Annotated in this window: 14 protein-coding genes; 11 read left to right on the top strand and 3 right to left on the bottom strand. The window is 31.2% G+C overall.

Going from position 1 to position 20,485, the window contains the following annotated elements; all coding sequences use genetic code 11:
• Positions 1–38: 38 nt before the first annotated feature.
• Positions 39–1,361: an IS3 family transposase gene (locus KGNDJEFE_RS09275; protein WP_148881763.1), complete on the top strand. Its 1,323-nt coding sequence runs from the start codon at positions 39–41 to the stop codon at positions 1,359–1,361.
• Positions 1,362–1,425: 64 nt separating this feature from the next.
• Here KGNDJEFE_RS09275 and KGNDJEFE_RS09270 read toward each other — a convergent pair whose 3' ends face one another.
• Together KGNDJEFE_RS09270 and KGNDJEFE_RS11960 are read right to left on the bottom strand one after the other, a co-directional pair.
• Positions 1,426–1,995 carry a GNAT family N-acetyltransferase gene (locus KGNDJEFE_RS09270; RefSeq protein ID WP_006440873.1) on the bottom strand — a complete coding sequence of 190 codons (570 nt, stop codon included), beginning with the start codon at positions 1,993–1,995 and terminating at the stop codon, positions 1,426–1,428.
• 406 nt (positions 1,996–2,401) lie between these two features.
• Positions 2,402–2,542, bottom strand: coding sequence for an NUDIX hydrolase N-terminal domain-containing protein (locus tag KGNDJEFE_RS11960; protein WP_006440874.1), 141 nt, complete (start codon positions 2,540–2,542; stop codon positions 2,402–2,404).
• Positions 2,543–2,757: 215 nt separating this feature from the next.
• On the opposite strand from KGNDJEFE_RS11960, the gene aspS reads away from it, so the two are divergent.
• The 5 genes from aspS to argH all read left to right on the top strand — a co-directional run bounded on the left by aspS (position 2,758) and on the right by argH (position 10,616).
• On the top strand, positions 2,758–4,551 hold the full coding sequence (gene aspS, locus KGNDJEFE_RS09260) for an aspartate--tRNA ligase (protein WP_040410672.1): 1,794 nt from the start codon (positions 2,758–2,760) through the stop codon (positions 4,549–4,551).
• Positions 4,552–4,839: 288 nt separating this feature from the next.
• A complete protein-coding gene (locus KGNDJEFE_RS09255; protein WP_006440876.1) occupies positions 4,840–7,476 on the top strand; it encodes a calcium-translocating P-type ATPase, PMCA-type in 2,637 nt (878 codons plus the stop codon).
• A gap of 155 nt (positions 7,477–7,631) precedes the next feature.
• Complete coding sequence (locus KGNDJEFE_RS09250) at positions 7,632–8,132, top strand: MarR family winged helix-turn-helix transcriptional regulator (RefSeq protein WP_006440877.1); 501 nt, start codon at positions 7,632–7,634, stop codon at positions 8,130–8,132.
• A gap of 140 nt (positions 8,133–8,272) precedes the next feature.
• Entirely contained in the window at positions 8,273–9,037 is a 765-nt protein-coding gene (locus KGNDJEFE_RS09245; protein WP_320055082.1) for an EFR1 family ferrodoxin, read from the top strand.
• Positions 9,038–9,299: 262 nt separating this feature from the next.
• Positions 9,300–10,616: an argininosuccinate lyase gene (gene argH / locus KGNDJEFE_RS09240; protein ID WP_006440879.1), complete on the top strand. Its 1,317-nt coding sequence runs from the start codon at positions 9,300–9,302 to the stop codon at positions 10,614–10,616.
• A gap of 48 nt (positions 10,617–10,664) precedes the next feature.
• Here the strand turns inward: argH and KGNDJEFE_RS09235 are convergent, their stop codons facing one another.
• The gene (locus KGNDJEFE_RS09235; RefSeq protein WP_006440880.1) at positions 10,665–12,026 is read right to left on the bottom strand and encodes a D-alanyl-D-alanine carboxypeptidase family protein; all 1,362 of its coding nucleotides are present in this window, start codon (positions 12,024–12,026) and stop codon (positions 10,665–10,667) included.
• 83 nt (positions 12,027–12,109) lie between these two features.
• Here KGNDJEFE_RS09235 and KGNDJEFE_RS09230 point away from each other — a divergent pair, with 83 nt between their 5' ends.
• The 5 genes from KGNDJEFE_RS09230 (at position 12,110) to KGNDJEFE_RS09210 (ending at position 20,324) form a co-directional block, all read left to right on the top strand.
• Positions 12,110–12,763 carry a helix-hairpin-helix domain-containing protein gene (locus KGNDJEFE_RS09230; protein WP_050754682.1) on the top strand — a complete coding sequence of 218 codons (654 nt, stop codon included), beginning with the start codon at positions 12,110–12,112 and terminating at the stop codon, positions 12,761–12,763.
• A 399-nt stretch (positions 12,764–13,162) separates the two neighbouring features.
• Positions 13,163–14,221: a selenide, water dikinase SelD gene (gene selD / locus KGNDJEFE_RS09225; RefSeq protein WP_083780568.1), complete on the top strand. Its 1,059-nt coding sequence runs from the start codon at positions 13,163–13,165 to the stop codon at positions 14,219–14,221.
• A gap of 77 nt (positions 14,222–14,298) precedes the next feature.
• Positions 14,299–15,681, top strand: coding sequence for an L-seryl-tRNA(Sec) selenium transferase (gene selA / locus KGNDJEFE_RS09220; protein WP_040410691.1), 1,383 nt, complete (start codon positions 14,299–14,301; stop codon positions 15,679–15,681).
• Positions 15,682–15,721: 40 nt separating this feature from the next.
• Positions 15,722–17,605 (top strand): selenocysteine-specific translation elongation factor, encoded by a 1,884-nt coding sequence (gene selB / locus KGNDJEFE_RS09215; protein ID WP_006440884.1) that lies wholly within the window; start codon positions 15,722–15,724, stop codon positions 17,603–17,605.
• 628 nt (positions 17,606–18,233) lie between these two features.
• Complete coding sequence (locus KGNDJEFE_RS09210) at positions 18,234–20,324, top strand: cell wall-binding repeat-containing protein (protein ID WP_050754684.1); 2,091 nt, start codon at positions 18,234–18,236, stop codon at positions 20,322–20,324.
• Positions 20,325–20,485 lie beyond the last annotated feature (161 nt).

Here is a 20,485-nt window from a genome sequence, read left to right as displayed (position 1 = left end):
CTTTTTTTGTATAATTTTAATATAGAGGTGAGTAATTTATGAGTAAAAAACAATTTAGTAAAGAAGAAACATTAGAGCTATCAAAAAATCCATTTGTAAAGAATGTAAGCTGTAAATCAATAACATATACAAATGAATTTAAAATACATTTCATAACAGAATACAATAAGGGAAAAAATCCAACACAGATATTTAAAGAAGCAGGTTTTGACACTAACATCATAGGTGCAAAACGTATTAAATGCGCTAGCGAGCGATGGAGAAAGTCATATAAAGAAAATGGTATTTTGGGACTAGATGATTCTAGAGTTAATAATTCTGGAAGACCAAGAAAAAGAAAATTAACAGATAAAGAGATAATAGATAAGAAGGATGCTGAAATAGCATATCTTAAAGCAGAGCTAGAACTAGTAAAAAAGCTAGACTTCGAAGAAAGGCAGGTGATGAATAATAAGCTACCTTCGGTGAAAATATTCAAATTAATTAATGATGTAATAAATAAATATTGTTTAAAAAAAATGATAAAACATCTATGTATTGTTGCAGGAGTATCTAGATCTGGATTTTATAACTATTTAAAAAACAAGAATGTAATAAGCAAACAAGAAGAAAAGGATTTAGAAGCAAAAGAAATAATTCTTAAAGCATATAAGTTCAGAGGATACAAAAAAGGTTCTCGTTCAATAAAAATGATTTTAAAAAGTAAATTTAATATAATATTTAACAGAAAAAAAATTCAAAGAATAATGAAAAAATATGGAATTAAATGTCCTATTCGCGAGTCAAATCCAGCTAAACGTATGGGAAAAGCAAGAAAAGAACATCACACAGTTCCTAATAAATTGAATAGAGAATTTAAACAAGGTATACCAGGAAAAGTACTTTTAACTGATATTACGTATATGCCGTACGGCAATGGGAAAACAGCATATTTATCAACTGTAAAAGATTCTTCTACGAATGAAATTTTATCGTATCATTTATCGAAGAATTTAAAAATGGATATTGTTATTTCAACTATTAACAATCTCATGTTATCAAATTCAGACAAATTACATAAAGATGCATTTATTCATTCTGATCAAGGAGTTCATTATACAAGTACTATTTTTCAGAACTTGTTAAAAAAATATAATTTAGGTCAATCTATGTCTAGAAAAGGTAATTGTTGGGACAATGCTCCGCAGGAGTCATTCTTTGGTCATATGAAAGATGAAATAGATTATAAAAGTTGCAATACATTTGAAGAGTTAAAAAGTTTAATAGATGATTATATGGATTATTATAATAATGATCGTTGTCAGTGGAATTTAAAACAGCTGACTCCTATTCAATATAGAAGTCAGCTGCTTGCTGCTTAAGACTTTTTTATATATGTCCTTGACATAGGGACCATTTTAAAGTATAATTGAGACATCCTTTTTTTTATAATTGTAGCTGCATAGATATTTCGTCGTCGTATTTTCCGTCTATGCAAATATAGTCCTTTTTTATTCCTACAGTCTTAAATCCATATTTTCTATAAAGATTTATTGCAGCGCTATTTTCCCGTCTTACAGATAAAACTATATTTTTAATATTTTTTTCTTTTGCAAACTCTATAATTTCATTTGTTATAGCATTTCCAATTCCCATTCCCCAAAAATCTTTAAGTACAGTTATAGAATATTCTACGTTGTGAGATAATCTTAATTCAGAAGAAGAATTAAGCTCTGCAATGCAACAAAGAACTTCATCTATAAAACCAAGAATCATTATAGTCTTACTATTTCTATTGATGTTTGAGATTACTATTTTTTCTTCATAAGGTGTTACAAAATATTCATCAGATGAAAAAGATAGATTATCGCTTTCATCTGAAGTTACTTTAAAGAAATTAACCACAGTTTCTGCATCGGCTGTGATAGCATTTCTTAATGATAATATATCACCATTTAAAAGTTTTATGTCTTTCTCAAAATAAAAGGGATTGTTATTCCCTAAAAATTCACTCATACAAACTCACTCCTTACAGAGTTCATAATATCAGAGAGAATATACTATGTCTACAATAGATATATAGTTAACATTAATACAATTATAGATATTTCAAATATAAATATAAATTTAAAGAATTAATCTAAAATAACTTTCCAATTAGAATCATTATATGCATCAAAGCACATTTTAACTTGTTCCTTAGTACACTTGGCTTCATCTAACTCTGGAAGTTCATTCAATCCAAAGAATTTAGCTTCAGTAGTTTCTATATTTTCTACAAATCCACCATCAATTAATTCACATTGTACAAATATTTTGCAGATACCATAAACATAAAGTGGTTTATTTCTTTTATTTCTATCGTGAAGTGCGATAACTCTATCACATTTTACATTATATCCAGACTCTTCTCTAACTTCTTTTACTGTATTAGAAGCCTGAGCATTTCATATCTTTCTTTATCGTAAATATCTTTTGTGTATTCAATTCCAGCCTGGGCTATACTCTGAATATCTATTGCCCATTTAAGCCAAGGTTCATTTAAAAAAGTATTATTTTTCATATTTCCTCCTATATCTCATTGAATGAGAGTTGTGTTATAATATAAAAATATGATAAGAAAAAACTTATCAAAGCAATTATAACACATTGTATTCACAATAAAGTGTTAATAGGATATAATATATACTATATGCAATTTATTAAATTGGAAAAGAATACTCTTGATTTATTAAATTGAGATTCAATATAGTCAAAATGAGGACGGAGGTAATAAGTTTGGAAACAATAAAAGGTCTAAAAAGAAGCTGCTATTGTGGCGAGTTAAGAGCTGAAAATATAGGACAGGAAGTTGTACTTATGGGATGGGTACAGAAAAAGAGAAATCTTGGAGGTCTTGTATTCGTTGATTTAAGAGATAGAGGCGGAATATGCCAGATAGTATTCGATACAGATGTAGATAAAGAAGCTTTTGAAAAAGCAGAAAAATTAGGATCAGAATATGTAATAGCTGTTAAAGGGGAAGTTAGAGAAAGACAGTCTAAAAACCCTAACATGCCAACAGGAGATGTTGAAGTATTCGCAAATGAATTAAGATTACTTAACAAATCAGAAACACCACCAATATACATAAAAGATGACGATGATGTTTCAGAAGCATTAAGATTAAAATACAGATATCTTGATCTTAGAAAACCAAAAATGCAGAGAAACTTAATGTTAAGACAGCAGGTTACTAACATAGTAAGAAGATACTTAACAGAACAGAACTTCTGTGAAATAGAAACACCATTCTTAGTTAAACCAACTCCAGAAGGTGCAAGAGACTACTTAGTACCAAGTAGAGTTAATGAAGGTAAATTCTATGCATTACCACAGTCACCACAGTTATTAAAACAGTTATTAATGGTTTCTGGTATGGATAGATACTTCCAGATAGTAAAATGTTTCAGAGATGAAGACTTAAGAGCTGATAGACAGCCAGAATTCACTCAGATAGATACAGAAATGTCTTTCGTTGAAGCAGAAGATGTTATGACAATAATGGAAAAAATGGTTCAGGAAATATTCAAAGAAACTATAAATGTTGATATAGAACTTCCTCTACCAAGAATGACTTACGCAGAAGCTATGGACAGATACGGTTCAGACAAACCAGATACTAGATTTGGATATGAATTTGTAAACATAACTGATTTAGTTGAAGGATGTGGATTCAAAGTATTCGCTGACTGTGCTGAAAAAGGTAAGAGTGTTAGAGGGATAAATGTTGAAGGAATGGCTGAAAAATTCCCAAGAAAACAGATATCTCACTTAGAAGACTGTGCTAAAACATACAAAGCTAAAGGTCTTGCATGGATGAAAATAACTGAAGAAGGAGTAACATCTCCAATAGCTAAATTCTTCAGTGAAGAAGACTTAAATGCAATAGTTGAAAGAATGAACGGTAAAGTAGGAGATTTACTTCTATTCGTTGCTGACAAAGATGCTATAGTTTACGATGCATTAGGACAGGTAAGACTTGCTGTTGCAGAAAAACTAGGAATATTAGAAGAAAAGAAAAATCAGTTCAACTTCTTATGGGTAACAGAATTCCCACTATTTGAAGAAGATGAAGAAAATGGAAGATATGTTGCTAAACACCATCCATTTACTTCTCCATTAGATGAAGATATAGACAGACTTGACACTGATGAAAAAGATACATTAAGAGCAAAAGCATATGATATAGTATTAAATGGATACGAAGTAGGTGGAGGATCTGTGAGAATATCTGACTCTGAAGTTCAGAAAAAAATGTTCGCAGCTCTAGGATTAAGTGAAGAAGAAGCTTACAATAAATTCGGATTCTTACTAGATGCTTTCAAATACGGTGCACCACCACACGCTGGTATGGCATTCGGACTTGATAGATTAGTTATGCTACTTGCAGGAGTTGATAACATAAGAGAAGTTATAGCATTCCCTAAAAACCAGAACGCTATATGTCCAATGACAAATGCTCCAGCTCCAGCAGAAGATGCTCAGCTTGAAGAATTAAGCATAAAAGTAGATATAAAAGAAGAAAACTAAATTGTAAATATTAAAATAAATATAGACAAATTTAGCTAAAAGATATATAATACTTATTACAAAATAATAATACTTCTCGAAGGGGAGTAGCTTACACAGATAAGTGCAGTTGGTCGTCAATACAGCATATACGCTCGGTCAACTGGCGAGGATAGAATGTTAACCTTGATAGCGAGACCTTCAAAATAGACAACGGTTTATTTTGAAGGTTCGTATCAAGGTTTTTTTATTACTCAAAATAAATCAAAAAGGAATCATATCTATTAGAGAAGAAAAGGAGGAATACTTATGTTTTATCAGAAAAATTATGAAGAAGTTTTAACTGACTTAGAATCAAGTGAAAATGGTTTGAGTCAAGAAAAAGCAAAACAGCTTTTAGAAAAACATGGCTACAACGAATTACAGGAAAAAGACAAAGTACCTGTATGGAAACTATTTTTAGAAAGCTTTAAAGATCCACTAGTTATAATACTTCTTATAGCTGCAATAGTTCAGATTGCATTAGGTGAAACTATGGAATCTTTAATAATATTTGCAGTTATAATACTTAACAGTATACTTGGAGTTGTTCAGACAAAGAAAGCAGAAAGCTCATTAGACAGTTTAAAAGCTTTATCTGCGCCAAACGCAAAGGTTATAAGAGAAGGAAACAAATTAACTATACCTGCTAAAGAATTAGTACCAGGGGATGTAGTAATACTTGAAGCAGGGGACTATGTACCAGCAGATGGTAGATTAATAGAAGCACAGACATTAAAATGTGTTGAAGGAATGCTTACAGGTGAATCAGAACCAGTATTAAAACACACGGATGTTATAGAAGATGAATCTCCTTTAGGAGACCAGAAAAATATGGTATTTAGTGGTTCAATGGTAGTTTATGGTAGAGGAACATTTGTAACAACTGGAACTGGTATGAACAGTGAAATGGGTAAAATAGCAGGACTACTTGAAAATGCAGACTCAAAACTTACTCCACTTCAGCAGAATATAGAATCATTTAGTAAAAAATTAGGTGTTGGTATAACATTACTTGCATTACTAATATTCGGAATACAGGTTGGTAAAGCATTCATAATGGGAACAGGAAATATGGGTGAGGTAGTTCTTAGCTCATTTATGTTCGCAGTAGCAATAGCAGTTGCTGCAATACCAGAAGCATTATCATCAATAATGACTATAGTTTTAGCAGTTGGAACAAATAATATGGCTAAAAAACAGGCTATAATAAGAAAACTTCCTGCAGTTGAAACATTAGGTTCAGCAAAAGTTATATGTACAGATAAAACTGGTACACTTACTCAGAACAAGATGACAGTAGTAGATTTATATATGAATGGAACTGAACCAGAAGTTATGAATTCAGCAGAAAGCTATGAATCTAACGCACACAGCAGATTACTTACACTATGCTCAGTATTATGTAATGACTCTGCAATAGGTAGTGAAGGTCAGGAAATAGGTGACCCAACAGAAACGGCTTTAATCAATTTTGCAAATAAAAATGGATTAAACTATGAAGATATAAGAAATGAAAATCCTAGAGTTGAAGAATTACCATTCGACTCTGATAGAAAATTAATGACAACTGTAAATAAAACTAGAGATGGATACTTTATGTTTACTAAAGGTGCTCCAGATATAATCTTCTCTAGATCAAAATACGTTTTAATAAACGGAGAAAAGAAAGAACTTACAGAAGAAATAAAACAGCAGTTTAGAGCTCAGAACGAAGGATTCTCAAATAGAGCGCTAAGGGTTTTAGCATTTACATATAAAGAAGTAGAAGAAGGATTTTCACCTTCAATAGAAGATGAAGACGATTTAACTTTAATAGGTCTACTTGCAATGATAGACCCTCCAAGAGCAGAAGTAATAGATGCAGTTGCAGAAGCTAAAGAAGCTGGAATAAAGACAGTTATGATAACTGGTGACCATAAAACAACAGCAGCTGCAATAGCTAGAGAAATAGGAATAATGGAAGATGGTGACCTTGCTTTAACAGGTCAGGAATTAGATGCACTTACAGAAGAAGAACTAGATGAAAAACTAGAAAAAATAACTGTATACGCAAGGGTTTCTCCAGAAAACAAAATAAGAATAGTAAGAGCTTGGCAGAAAAAAGACTGTGTATCAGCTATGACAGGTGACGGTGTAAATGATGCACCAGCTTTAAAACAGGCAGATATAGGTATAGGTATGGGTAGTGGTACAGATGTTGCAAAGGATGCCAGTGATATGGTACTAGTTGACGACAACTTTGCAAGTATAGTAAATGCAGTTGAAGTTGGTAGAACAGTTTATAGCAATATCAAAAAATCTATAACATACTTATTTGCAGGTAACTTTGGTGCTATAATAGCTATACTATTTGCAGTATTTGCTAACTGGACAAATCCATTTACAGCATTACAGCTTCTATTCATAAACCTTGTAAATGACTCACTTCCAGCAATAGCACTAGGATTTGAACCAACAGAAAGAGGAACAATGAAGAGAGCCCCAAGACCAGCAAATGAAGGTATATTAGCTGATGGAACAATGCAGCGTGTAGTATTTAGAGGTATTGTAATAGGTATAGTTACAATAATAGCTCAGTACATAGGAATGCAGGTATCTCCAGAATTTGGTGTAGCAATGGCATTCACAACATTAATATTTGCAAGAACATTACAGACAATAGCAAGCCGTTCAAACGTAGATCCTGCAGTTAAAATAGGATTCTTCTCAAATAAATACGTTATAGGTGCTATGGTAGTATGCTTCTTATTATATTCAATAGTATTAATACCAGCAGTAAGACCAATATTCTCAATACCACTAGCATTTGGTATGCAGGAACTTGGAATATGTATAGGACTTGCATTAATATCAACTCTTGTAATGGAAGTTGGTAAAATATTTATAAGAAAATCAGTTAAATAATTTAGTAAATAGAAAAATCCACAACGAAAAAATAGGAAGTATTTGACTTCCTATTTTTTTGTTAAATAAAACAGTTTGCTTAAGTTTATTGAAGTATTTTAGATAATAAGATATAATGGTAGGAGTAAAAAATATGTATATAGGTGAGGGGAAAAATGAACAGAAAAGATTTACTTCAAAAAATATTAGTATTCAAAAGAAATCTATCATTTACTTATTACAAATTTCTTTCGACTCCACATGAATATTATCCAGGTGAAAAAATGCATATGAGGGAAGTGCATGTTATAACAGAAATAGGTGAAGGTGGCTTGGATAATATCAGTGAACTAAGCGAGAGGCTGAATATAACTAAAGGTGCAGTTTCTCAGTATCTAAAAAAATTAGAGAAAAAAGGGTTCATAGAAAGGGTACAAGAAAGCGAAGATAAAAGACAGTATTCTGTTAGATTGACTGAAAAAGGAAAAGAACTCGACAAAATACATACTAAATACGATGAAGAACAATACGCAAAAGCATGTCCTTTCTTTAATGAATTTACAGAAGAAGAACTAGAACTTATCTGTAGATTTGAAGCAAGATTTGCTGAATTTGGTGAAGAAATGCTAAAATACGAAAAAGATGAAAATTCTGATTGGGGAAAGAACTACATCTAAATTAGTAGTATTGACAAAAGAATAGTAAAAGATTATTATAAAGATAGTTTAGTGACTAAATGATATAGTTGTAATTTACAATATCGTAGTACTGAACTATTTTTTTGAAATATAGTTTAGTAACTAAAATAAAAATAGAGGTGATAATTTTGGTATATTCAATATACTTTAGTCCAACAGGTGGAACAGAAAAAGTTGTAGAAACACTAGCTTCTGTTTGGGAAAGTCATGAAAAAATAGATTTAACTCCACTTAAAGCTAAATCTAATAAAGAGTTTAAAGAAGAAGACGTATGTTTAATAGCTGTACCTTCTTATGGAGGAAGAGTGCCAGCAGTTGCAGTGGAAAGAATTTCTAAATTAAAAGGAAATAATGCAAAAGCAGTTGCAGTTGTTGTATATGGTAATAGAGATTACGAAGATACTATGTTAGAGCTACAGGAAGTATTAGAAAATTGTGGTTTTAGAGTAGGTGCTATGGTTACAGCAATAGCAGAACATTCTGTAGAAAGAACGGTTGCTGCAAATAGACCGGATTCAAAGGATATAGATGAATTAACAAAATTTGCAAAAGAAATAAAAGAAAAATTTAATTCAGGTGATATAAACACAGAATTAAAACCAAAGGGAAATAAACCATACAGAGAATATAATGGTATACCTTTAAAACCAAAAGGATCTAGTGCATGTAATGGATGTGGAGTATGTGCCACAGTTTGTCCCGTGGGGGCAATTTCTAAGGAAAATCCTAAAAAAGTAGATAAATCAAAATGTATTTCTTGTATGAGATGTATAAAAGCATGTCCATCTAATGCTAGAAAGGTAAATCCTGTAATGAAAGCAGTAGCTGGTAAAAAACTTAAAAAATCATGCTTTGATAGAAAAGAAAATACTCTTTTAATATAAATTATATTTAATAAAGGCAAGATAATAACTTGTAAGTATGATGATAAAATAATTTGTCATATAAAATTAGTTATTTATTTTGCCTTTATTTTTTTGATTTACAATAGAAATAAAATGTAATATAATTGAATTTATATAGTTTAACGAAAATTGAGAAAATTTAAATTAAAAGTTAGACTAATTAATAAAATAAAAATACCAATTTAAACGAATAAAGTAGAAAAAACTAAACCGAAATTTATCAAAATAGGAGGAGATTTTTATGAAATTATGGGGAGGGCGCTTTAGAAAGTCTGAAAACAAATTAATGGAAGAATTTAACCAGTCTTTTGGATACGACAATGTTCTTTACAAAAAAGACATTGAAGGAAGTTTAGCACATGTATATATGCAGGTGAAATGCGGACTTTTAACAGAAGAAGAAGGAAAAGCTATAACTGATGGGCTTGTTGGAATACTTGAGGATATAGAAAGTGGAAAGCTTCCACTTGAAGGAAACTACGAAGATATTCATACATTCACAGAGGCTAATCTTATAGAAAGAATTGGAGAAACAGGTAAGAAATTACACACAGCAAGAAGTAGAAATGACCAGGTAGCTGTAGATATGAGATTATATGCAAAAGAAAAAGGTTCTGAAATAGCAGATCTTACAGCTATGTTAAAAGATACAATAAAAGCAAAAGCTGATGAAAATCCATGTATAATGCCTGGATACACTCATTTACAGAGAGCGCAGGTTGTGACATTTAAACATCATCTAATGGCATACCACAGTATGTTCTCAAGAGATGAAAAAAGACTTAGAAATGCTCTTGAAATATTAGATGAATGTCCTTTAGGATGTGGTGCATTAGCAGGAACAACTCACGATATAAATAGAGAAATAACTTCAGAAAAATTAGGATTCAAAAAACCAGTAGATAACTTTATGGATGGTGTAAGTGATAGAGATTATTTACTTGAACTTATGTCAGATTTCTCAATAATAATGATGCACCTAAGTAGATTAAGTGAAGAATTAATACTATGGAGTTCACAGGAATTCAAATTTGTTGAAATAGACGACTTATACTCAACAGGAAGCTCAATAATGCCTCAGAAGAAAAATCCAGATGGTGCAGAACTTATAAGAGGTAAAACAGGAAGAGTATATGGAAACTTATTCTCACTATTTACAGTAATGAAAGGAATACCTCTAGCTTATAATAAAGACATGCAGGAAGATAAAGAAGGATTCTTTGATAGTGTAAGAACTCTTGAAATGTGCTTAGAAATAATGGCTAGAATGATAGAAACTCTAAAAGTTAGAGATGATAACATGAAAAAAGCTGTAAAAGGTGGATTCCTAAATGCTACAGAAGTTGCAGATTATCTAGTTAAAAAAGGAACTGCATTTAGAGATGCACATGGAATCGTTGGAAACATAGTAATCTACTGTGAAGACCACAATAAAGCAATAGAAGAATTAACATTAGAAGAATTAAGTCAGTTCTCAGACGTATTTGACGAAGAAATATATGACTTCATAGATTACGAAAATATACTAAACAAAGGAATTAAAAAGAATTTAAAATAAAAAAATGGCTGTTGCATATTTTGCGACAGCCATTTTAAATTTTATGATTTATTTTTTTCTTGTTTTTCCTGTATCTTTTTTTATAGTTTTACTTTTAGAACCACTTGATTTCTTCTTTTTCTTCATCTGAGCCTTTTGTTTTCTCTTATATTTTTTATAGTATTTTCTAATCAGCTTATAAATAAAGAAAATTAAAAATGCCACGATAGCAACTTTTAGAATAGTTAAAATAACTTTAAATAAAGTATTTTCAGTTATAACAGCAAACTTGCTAGTAACATCATTTTTAGCAACTAAATCAATAGTTTTAAACTTTTCTCCGTTTTTATATATATAAAACTCTCCAATCTTATCTCCGGCGCTTATTGGAAGAGAAGTATCCTGTAGATCTGTTTTGAATGTAAATTCGTCTGTAACAGTTTGCCCTTTAGGAAGAACTACTGAGTAGCTTTCTTTTGGCTGATACATAAGTTTTTTCTGAGTAGAGAACCACTTTCTCTTAGTATCTACGTAGTCAGCTTTATCCATTATTGTAAATGAATCGTAGTTTTCAAATACATAGTCTATTAATGTTCTAGAATCTACATAAATTCCATCATTAGTTGAATTAAACACTGCAGATATAATTCTCTGATTATCTTTAACAGCGCTTGTTAAAAGACATTTACCAGCAGCATTTGTAAACCCTGTCTTTATACCATCTACAATATCGTATTTTATATCTATTCTCTTACCTTTATATGTTATTTTCTGATGAGAAGTAAGGAATTTGTTAGAGTTTGTATAAACTCTTTCGTGAGGATACTGTTTAGTAGGCTTGAATTTTACTGATTTAGTGGCTACGATTTCTCTAAATACTGAATCAGACATACATTTTCTAGCTATTAAAGCCATATCCTTTGCAGTTGTGTAGTGGTTAGGATCTGGTAATCCATTTGGATTGTTAAAATGAGTACCAGTACATCCTATTGCCTCTGCCTCTTTATTCATTAAATCGGCAAATTTTGGTATAGAGCCGCTTACATGCTCAGCTAAAACATAAGCTACATCATTACAAGAATGAACCATTAGAGCTGTAAGTAGTTCTTTTACTGTGAAAGTTTCCCCTTTTTTAAGGAACATACTAGACGGCTCTATGTAAGGAAGGTTGCCAATAGTTATTTTTTCGTTTAAATCTGGAACATGTTTTATCACCAAATAAGCAGTCCATGCCTTTGTAGTAGAGGCTGGATAAATTTTTACATTTCCATTTTTCTGATAAAGAACTTTACCAGTTTCATAATCCATTAAAACAGCACTTTTAGCTTCTAAATTTACTACCTTTTGATCAGCAAATACACTTCCTATTGATGTAAAAACTGATGCAAATACTAGTAAGAAGGCTATTAATACTGAAGATATTTTTTTCATTTAAAAAACCTCCGAAAATTTCAAATATACTTTTTTAGTATAACACAGTTGTGTCAATAATAGAAATGAAAGGAGTGATAAGAATGGAAAAAAATAAAAAAACATTCGTATTCGCAGCTATTGTGATAGGACTTTGTGCAATAGCTGGAGTAAAAATTTTTGAAAGTGAGGGAAATGCAAGATATGAGATTGCTCAGAGTGAAGATATTCAAAAAGAAAGTACAGATTCAAAACAGAGTAACGACACTTCTCAGAACACAAACAATTCTCCAACTACAGAGGTAACTGTATATATAAGTGGTGCAGTAAAAACAGAGGGAGTTGTGACTATGAGCTCTGAAGATAGATTATCTGATGCTATAAAGGTAATGGGAGGAATTGTAGAAGGTGCAGATATGAATGCTATAAACCTTGCAGAAAAGTTAGTGGATGGAAAACATTATGTAATACCAAAACAAGGAGAGCAAATTCCTGTGGATGTAAATGCTGGAGGAAGTACTAGTGGAGCTACACAAACATCAGGAGGAAATGCACAGGGACAAGGTGGACTTGTGAATATAAACACTGCAACACTTGAACAATTGGATACACTTCCAGGAGTGGGTGAGGCTACTGCAAACAAAATAATAACCTATAGAGAAGAAAATGGAGGATTTAAAAGTATAGAAGACTTAAAGAATGTGAAGGGAATAGGAGATAAAAAATTTGAGGATATGAAGAGTAGTATATGCGTATAAAGGATTAAATTTAAAATAGACTATTGTAAATATAGAATAAGTCTATAGTTTTTTTATTCAAATATGAAGATTTTATCTATTATAAGATATGTAAAAAGTATTGTAAGAAAAAGATATTTGTTAAAAATATAAGATAAATCAAAAATAAAATTAAAAAAATAAATTTATTAAAAAATTCAAAAAAGCTAGTTTGATTAAAAAAATCAAGCTAGCCTTTTATTTTGGGGAGAAACGTTAATTAATTATATATAAAACGTAAAAAATATGTTAATATAAGAGTGCACAGTTATTAAAAAAAACGATAGATATAAATAAAAAAACAATAGATGCCTTAAATAGAATTTGAAGAAAAGAAAAATATAAATAACGAAAAAATTTACAAACAGGGGGGAATTAAAAATGGCAAAAGAATATAAAAGATTAACAGAAATGACATCAGCAGGAGGGTGAGCTGCTAAAATAGGGCCAGAGGTTCTGGCTGACGTATTATCTCAGCTACCAAAAAACGACAACGAAAAAGTAGGAAACTTATTAGTAGGATTAGATACAGCAGATGACGCTGCAATATACAAATTAGATGATGAAAAAGCTCTAATACAGACATTAGACTTCTTTACTCCAATGGTAGATGATCCATATATATTTGGACAAATAGCAGCAGCAAACTCATTATCAGATATATATGCAATGGGTGGAGAACCAATAGTTGCAATGAATATAGTTTGCTTCCCATCTTGCCACGATATGCAGGTACTTGCAGAAATATTAAAAGGTGGATTTAGTAAAGTTAAAGAAAGTGGTGCATTACTAGTTGGTGGACACACAGTAGATGATAAAGAACCAAAATACGGATTATCTGTATCAGGATTAGTTCATCCAGACAGAGTACAGGCTAACTCAACTGCTAGACCAGGAGATAAATTAATACTTACTAAACCAGTAGGAACAGGAATACTTTCAACAGCAATGAAAGAAGACTTAGTATCTCAGGAAGTAGTAGACAAAGTAATAGAAACAATGGTACATCTAAACAAATATGCTGCTATGAGTGTTAATAAATTTGAAGTACATTCAATAACAGATATAACAGGATTCGGATTATTAGGACATGCTATGGAAATGGCTAAAGCATCAGATGTAACAATAGAAATAGATTCTAAAAATGTACCTATATTAGATGGTGCAATAGAAATGGCTGAAATGGGTATAGTTCCATCAGGAGCATACAACAATATGGGATACATACAGGACGATGTTATGAAGGATGAAAGTGTACCAGAAAGCATAGAAGACTGTTTATACGACCCTCAGACATCAGGTGGATTACTTGTTGCAGTTAGAGCTGACCAGGCAGATGATATAGTAAAAGACATGCTTGCAAATGGATCAATAGTTGCAGAAGTAATAGGTGAAGTTAAAGAAAAATATGAAAACGGAAAATACATACATGTGATATAATCAAATAAGGGAAAACAATATCTAATAAATATTAAAAAGAAAGAGTGGTCAGGTTGAATAAAAAAGAATTATTTAAAATGCTTCCTTCAGTAGATGAAGTATTATCACAGAAAGAAATAGAAGAATTAATAGAAAAATATCCAAGAAGTATAGTTCTTGAATCTATAAGGGAAGTAATAGATATAAATAGAAAGACAATAGTCGCTATAAAAACAGAAGAAGAAGCTGAAAAATTCTCTCTTACTATGGAAAAAGTAATAGAAGAAACAGAAAGAAAAGCAAGAGATAATTACGCTCTTTCTTTAAAGAAGGTAATAAACGGAACAGGAACTGTTCTTCACACAAACTTAGGTAGATCTTTAATAAGTGAAAAAATTAAAGATGAAATATGGACAGCGGCTTCAAGATACTCAAACCTTGAATACGATTTAGAAAAAGGTGAAAGAGGATCAAGATATGTTCACTTAACAGATATGATAAAAAGATTAACTGGAGCAGAAGATGTTTTAGTAGTAAACAACAATGCTGCAGCAGTTATGCTTGTTCTTAGCACAATGGCTAAAGGTGGAGAAGCTATCGTATCAAGAGGGGAACTTGTTGAAGTTGGTGGATCATTTAGAATACCAAGTGTTATGGCTCTTAGTGGGGCTGACCTAGTTGAAATAGGTGCCACAAATAAAACACATCTAAAAGACTACGAAGAAGCTATAACAGAAAACACAAGAGCACTTATGAAAGTTCATACAAGTAACTACAGAATAATGGGATTCACAGAATCAATATCTGTTGCAGAGCTTGTTGAATTAGGTAAAAAATACAACCTACCAGTAATAGAAGACTTAGGTAGTGGTGTATTTATAGACTTATCTAAATACGGTTTAGAATATGAGCCAACTGTACTTGACTCAATACACCGGGGTGCTGATATAGTAACATTCAGTGGAGATAAAATGCTTGGTGGAGCACAGGCAGGTATAATAGTAGGTAAAAAGAAATACATATCTGCAATGAAGAAAAACCAGCTAACAAGAGCGCTAAGAGTAGACAAACTTACAATATGTGCACTTGAAGCAACACTTAGAATGTACTTAGATGAAGAAGAAGCAGTTAAAAACATACCTACATTAAATATGATAACAATGCCTATGGAAGAATTAGAAAGAAAAGCTAACCTTCTATACGCAGAAATAGAAAAATTAAACCTAGATGCAGATGTTCATATAGAAGAATGTCTATCTCAGGTTGGTGGAGGATCTATGCCTCTTGAAACAATGAAATCTAGAGGAATAGCGATAACTCCAAATAATATGAACGTATCTACATTAGAAAGAAAATTAAGACTTAGCGATTCTCATATAATAGCTAGAGTTTATGATAATAAATACGTTCTTGATGTTAGAACTATATTCGAAGACGAGTTTGTAGATGTAGCAAATGAACTAAAATTAGCTTTTATGTAATTTAGTTGTAGCTCGGATTCGAAATTAGGAGGAAATAAATATGAAACACATTATAGTAGGGACTGCTGGTCATATAGACCATGGTAAGACAACACTTATAAAGGCATTGACTGGTAGAGAAACAGATACCCTTGATGAAGAGAAAAAAAGAGGTATTTCCATAAATCTAGGATTTACTTTCTTCGACTTACCTAGTGGAAAGAGAGTAGGTATAGTAGACGTTCCTGGGCATGAAAAATTTATAAAAAACATGCTAGCAGGAGCATCTGGTCTAGATATGGTAATGCTTGTTGTTGCAGCTGATGAGGGTGTAATGCCACAGACAGTAGAGCATATAGATATACTATCATTCTTAAATATCAAAAATGGTCTAATTGTATTAACTAAGAGCGATATGGTAGAAGAAGAATTCAGAGAATTAGTTAAAGAAGATATAAAAGAAAGAATGAAAGGTACATTCCTTGAAGATGCAGAAATACTAGAAGTAGACTCTGTATCTAAGAGAGGTATTCCTGAGCTTATTCAGAAATTAGACGATATGAGTGAGCAGATAGAAGAAAAGAACGAAAACTCACCAGCAAGACTTAATATAGATAGAGTATTTACAATAAAAGGTCATGGTACTGTTGTTACAGGTACTCTTCTTGAAGGTAAGATAAGCGTTGATGATGATTTAGTTGTATATCCAGAAAACCTAAAAGCTAAAATAAGAAGTATTCAGGTTCATGGTGAAGATGAAAATACTGCTTATGCTGGACAGAGAACAGCTATAAATATTTCTAATGTTAAAAAAGATGAGATTGGAAGAGGAGATGTTCTTGCAGCTCCAGATTCACTAGAAGAGTCTATGATGTTAGATGTTAAGATGAACATAATCAAACATGTAGATAGGACTTTAAAACATTGGGATAGATTAAGATTATACCACGGAACAAGAGAAATTCTTTGTAGAGCAGTTCCTCTTGATAAGGAAGAGATTGCTCCAGGAGAAAATGGATTTGTTCAGTTAAGACTTGAAGAAAGTATAGTATCTAAAAAAGGAGATACTTTTGTTGTAAGAAGTTATTCACCAATGGCTACAATAGGTGGTGGTGTTATAATAGATGCTTCACCTAAAAAACATAAGAGATTTGATGAAGATGTAATCGAAGCTCTAAAAGTTAAAGAAAAAGGTGAACTTCACGATATTCTTGAAGAATATTTAAAACACAACTCTAAAAATTATCCTACAGTTAAGGATATGATGAGTTATAGTGGTGCTCACGAAGAGGATATAAGAAAAGCTTTAGATAAATTATCTGAAGATGGTAAGATATTTGTGATTGGAAATATGTACATACATACTAATCACTACAAAAAATTATTTGAAAAGGTAAATGAACTTCTTGCAGATTACCATAAACACAATAGATTAAAACCAGGTATTTTAAAGGAAGAGTTAAAATCTAAGGTTGAAAGTAAATTTAAACCTAAAGAATTTGATATAGTGCTTGCTGCATTTGAAGGTGATGGACTTATCAAAATCGCTGGAAATATTGTTTCGCTTAAAGATTTCGAAGTTGTTTTCAATGAAAAACAGAAAGAAAACAGAAACAGAATGCAGAAGATGCTTAAGAAATGTGGATTTGAGTCTGTTCCAACTATAGAGGAAATTACAGGAAAAGATGTTAGAGCTAAAGAGGTTCTTGATGCTATGATAGGTGATTCTGTTGCTATGCTTGGGGATGGATATATTATGGATATGGAAACTTATGATAAGGCTAAGAAGATGCTTGTTGATTATATTAATGAGCATGGAGAGATTACTCTTGGAGAGTATAGAGATTTAATAGGATCAAGTAGAAAGAACTGCATGATAATATTAGAAAGTTTTGATAGAAATAGAATAACAAAGAGAATCGAAAATAAAAGGGTTCTTATGTAAAAGAGGAAGGGTATGCTTTTGCTCCAGGCAGTCGAGCTGCATTGTCGCTGCAAGCATACATTCTTCCTCTTTTTTGTGTTGGAAACCCTTTTTAAATAGTTTTTCGATAACAAATATTTAAAAAAGTAAATAAGAGTATTTTTATTGGAAGAATTTTTATTTTGAAAATTTAATAGTTTGTTTTATAAAGTTTGATATAGCGATTATGGTAAAAAATATTTTAAGATAAATATGAAATTATTATGAAAAAGGAAAGTATATACATGGATTTATATAGAATAAATGTGTATATATGTGAAGTTCTTTACTTTCTAAGGAGTTTATTAAAAACGTTTGATTTATTTTATTAATTTGATATAATTTTAGTATAAACATTACTAATTTTGTATCAAGGGAGTTGACGAGATGTTCGTAGTTTGGGAAAATACTAAGACAGACAGACAGACAGACAGACAGACAGACAGACAGACAGACAAAGTAGTTTAATGTCTTTTTCTTTTGATGCAAAAATTACATAAAATTAGAGATTAAGCACAGAGAGATTATATTCTAAGGGATATAGTTTTTTCTGTGCTTTTTTATTTGTAAGTTTTAGTATGTTTAAAATTATAATTTTGGAGGGATTATTTTGAAATTTAGAGAAAACATTAGAAAAATGAATGAAAAGAAGTATACTAAAAAAGTGATAAGTGTACTTGCATGTGCTGCAATTATTTCTTCATTAATGCCTCAAGGAGTAAATGCAGAAGAAATAAAAGGTGATTCTTTAGTACCTAATATTGAAAGTACTATTACCAATGAAGAACCAACATACAATGAAACATTAGGTATTTTCTTTGCAAATGCTAAAGCAATTACTATTGAAGCAGGAAGTGAAGGAAAAGTAAAGATTTCATGGGATGGAAGCTCGTTAGAAGTACCAGAAACAGCAAGTATTGTAGGCGGATATCATGATAATGATACCCTTAGTGAAACATCAATAACTATGAATTCTGGTAAAGTAAAAAATATAATTGCAGGAGGACTTCATAAAAGTCATGTAACAAAAGCAAGAGTGGTTGTAAATGAAGGTGCTGAGATAACCGGTGGAATAATGGGAGGAGGAGCATCATCATTAAGAAATAACTGTGGATGTGAAAATGGAAAAAATTGGTATGCCGGAGATCCAAAAAATTCGCCATGTAGAGTTGATGAAACAGAAGTAATAGTTAATGGCGGAACTATAAATATGGTATATGGAGGCGGAGAAGGTATAAGTTATACTGGAAAAGCTAAAGTGTCTATAAATGGTGGAAATGTAAATTATGTAACTGCTGGTGGTTCTAATGGATATACTGGAGATGCTAAAGTATCTATAAATGATGGAACTATAAAAGAAATGCAAAGTGTAAATAGAGGATCAATGGATTCTAGTAATATGGAAATAACTGGTGGAACAATTGGAAAATTATATGTAGGAGGAGCTAATGAAGCTGATGTAACAGGTTCTATAGCTTCTAGTTCTGTATCTATAACTGGAAAAGCAGAAGTAACAACTTTAGATGCTGGAAAATCTGGTGGAAATGAAATAACTAATACATCTGGTGTAACTACAAATGTTTCTTTTGATAAAAGTTGTGTAGAAAATGTAAATGGAAGTGCAAATCAAGATAATATATTTAATCCAACAAATAATATTGAAGTAACTTTTAAAGTAGATGGAAAAGAATATAAAAAAGTTTATGTAACAAAAGAAAATGCTATAAAAGAACCAGAAGAACCATCTAAAAGTGGTTATACATTTAAAGGATGGTATAAAGATGGAGTTAAATATGATTTTAATGAAAAAGTTACTGGAAATATTACTTTAGAAGCTAAATTTAGTGTAATAGCACCAAGTATACCATCAACTCCATCAAAACCTTCTAAACCAGTATATACTCATGAAGAAATAATTGGTTCAGATAGATATGATACAGCAGCTAAAATAGCTGACAAACTTGGCTCATACGATACAGTAGTTCTTGTAAATGCAACTTCTACTATGTCTGACGGATTATCAGCTTCAGGTCTTGCAGGTAAAGAAAATGGAGCAATATTATTAACTAAAAAAGATTCTATACCTAAAGTAACTATGGACAGAATCAAAAAAGTTAAAAAAGTTTACATCATAGGTGGAGAAAGTGCTATAAGTGCAAAAGTTGCTAAAGAAATAACTGCAGCTAATATAAAAGTTGAAAGACTTGGTGGAAAAACAAGAGTTGAAACTTCAGAATTAGTAGCTAAAAAGTTAGGTAACTACAACAAAGCATTCGTAGTTAATGGATTCAAAGGTGAAGCAGATGCGATGTCAGCTTCAGCTGTAGCTGCTAAAAATGGAGCACCAATATTACTAACTAACGGAAAATCTTCAACTCATGCTAAAAAAGCTGGTGTTGAATACTATGTAATAGGTGGAAATACTGTAGTAGATAAATCAATAGTATCTAAATATGACGCAGAAAGATTAGCTGGATCAGATAGATATGCAACAAATAGAGAAGTTATGGATGAATTCTATTCAGGAAAAGAAAAAGTATATATAGCGAACGGGGATAAATTAGTTGACGCATTAACAGCATCTCCTCTAGCTAAAAATAACGGTATAGTTTTAGTTAACAAAAAATCTGATAAGAGTATATTAAAAGGAAAAGACACTGTTCAGGTTGGTGGAATGGACTTTGAAATAGACTTTGAATAAAACTAAATATAATCAATAAAAATTGATTGAGATTTGAAAGGCTATCACACTATTAATTTAGTGGGGTAGCCTTTTTTAGTGAGTAAATAACTCAAAATAAAAAGTATTATTTGTACTTAGTGAAAAATAATTATTCAAACTAAATTTTGATAAAATCATTT

It is taken from the genome of Peptacetobacter hiranonis (assembly GCF_008151785.1).
Classification (GTDB): Bacteria; Bacillota; Clostridia; order Peptostreptococcales; family Peptostreptococcaceae; genus Peptacetobacter; species Peptacetobacter hiranonis.
The sequence above is the reverse complement of the archived record's forward strand: the minus strand, read 5'-3'. Positions and strand labels throughout refer to the sequence as shown.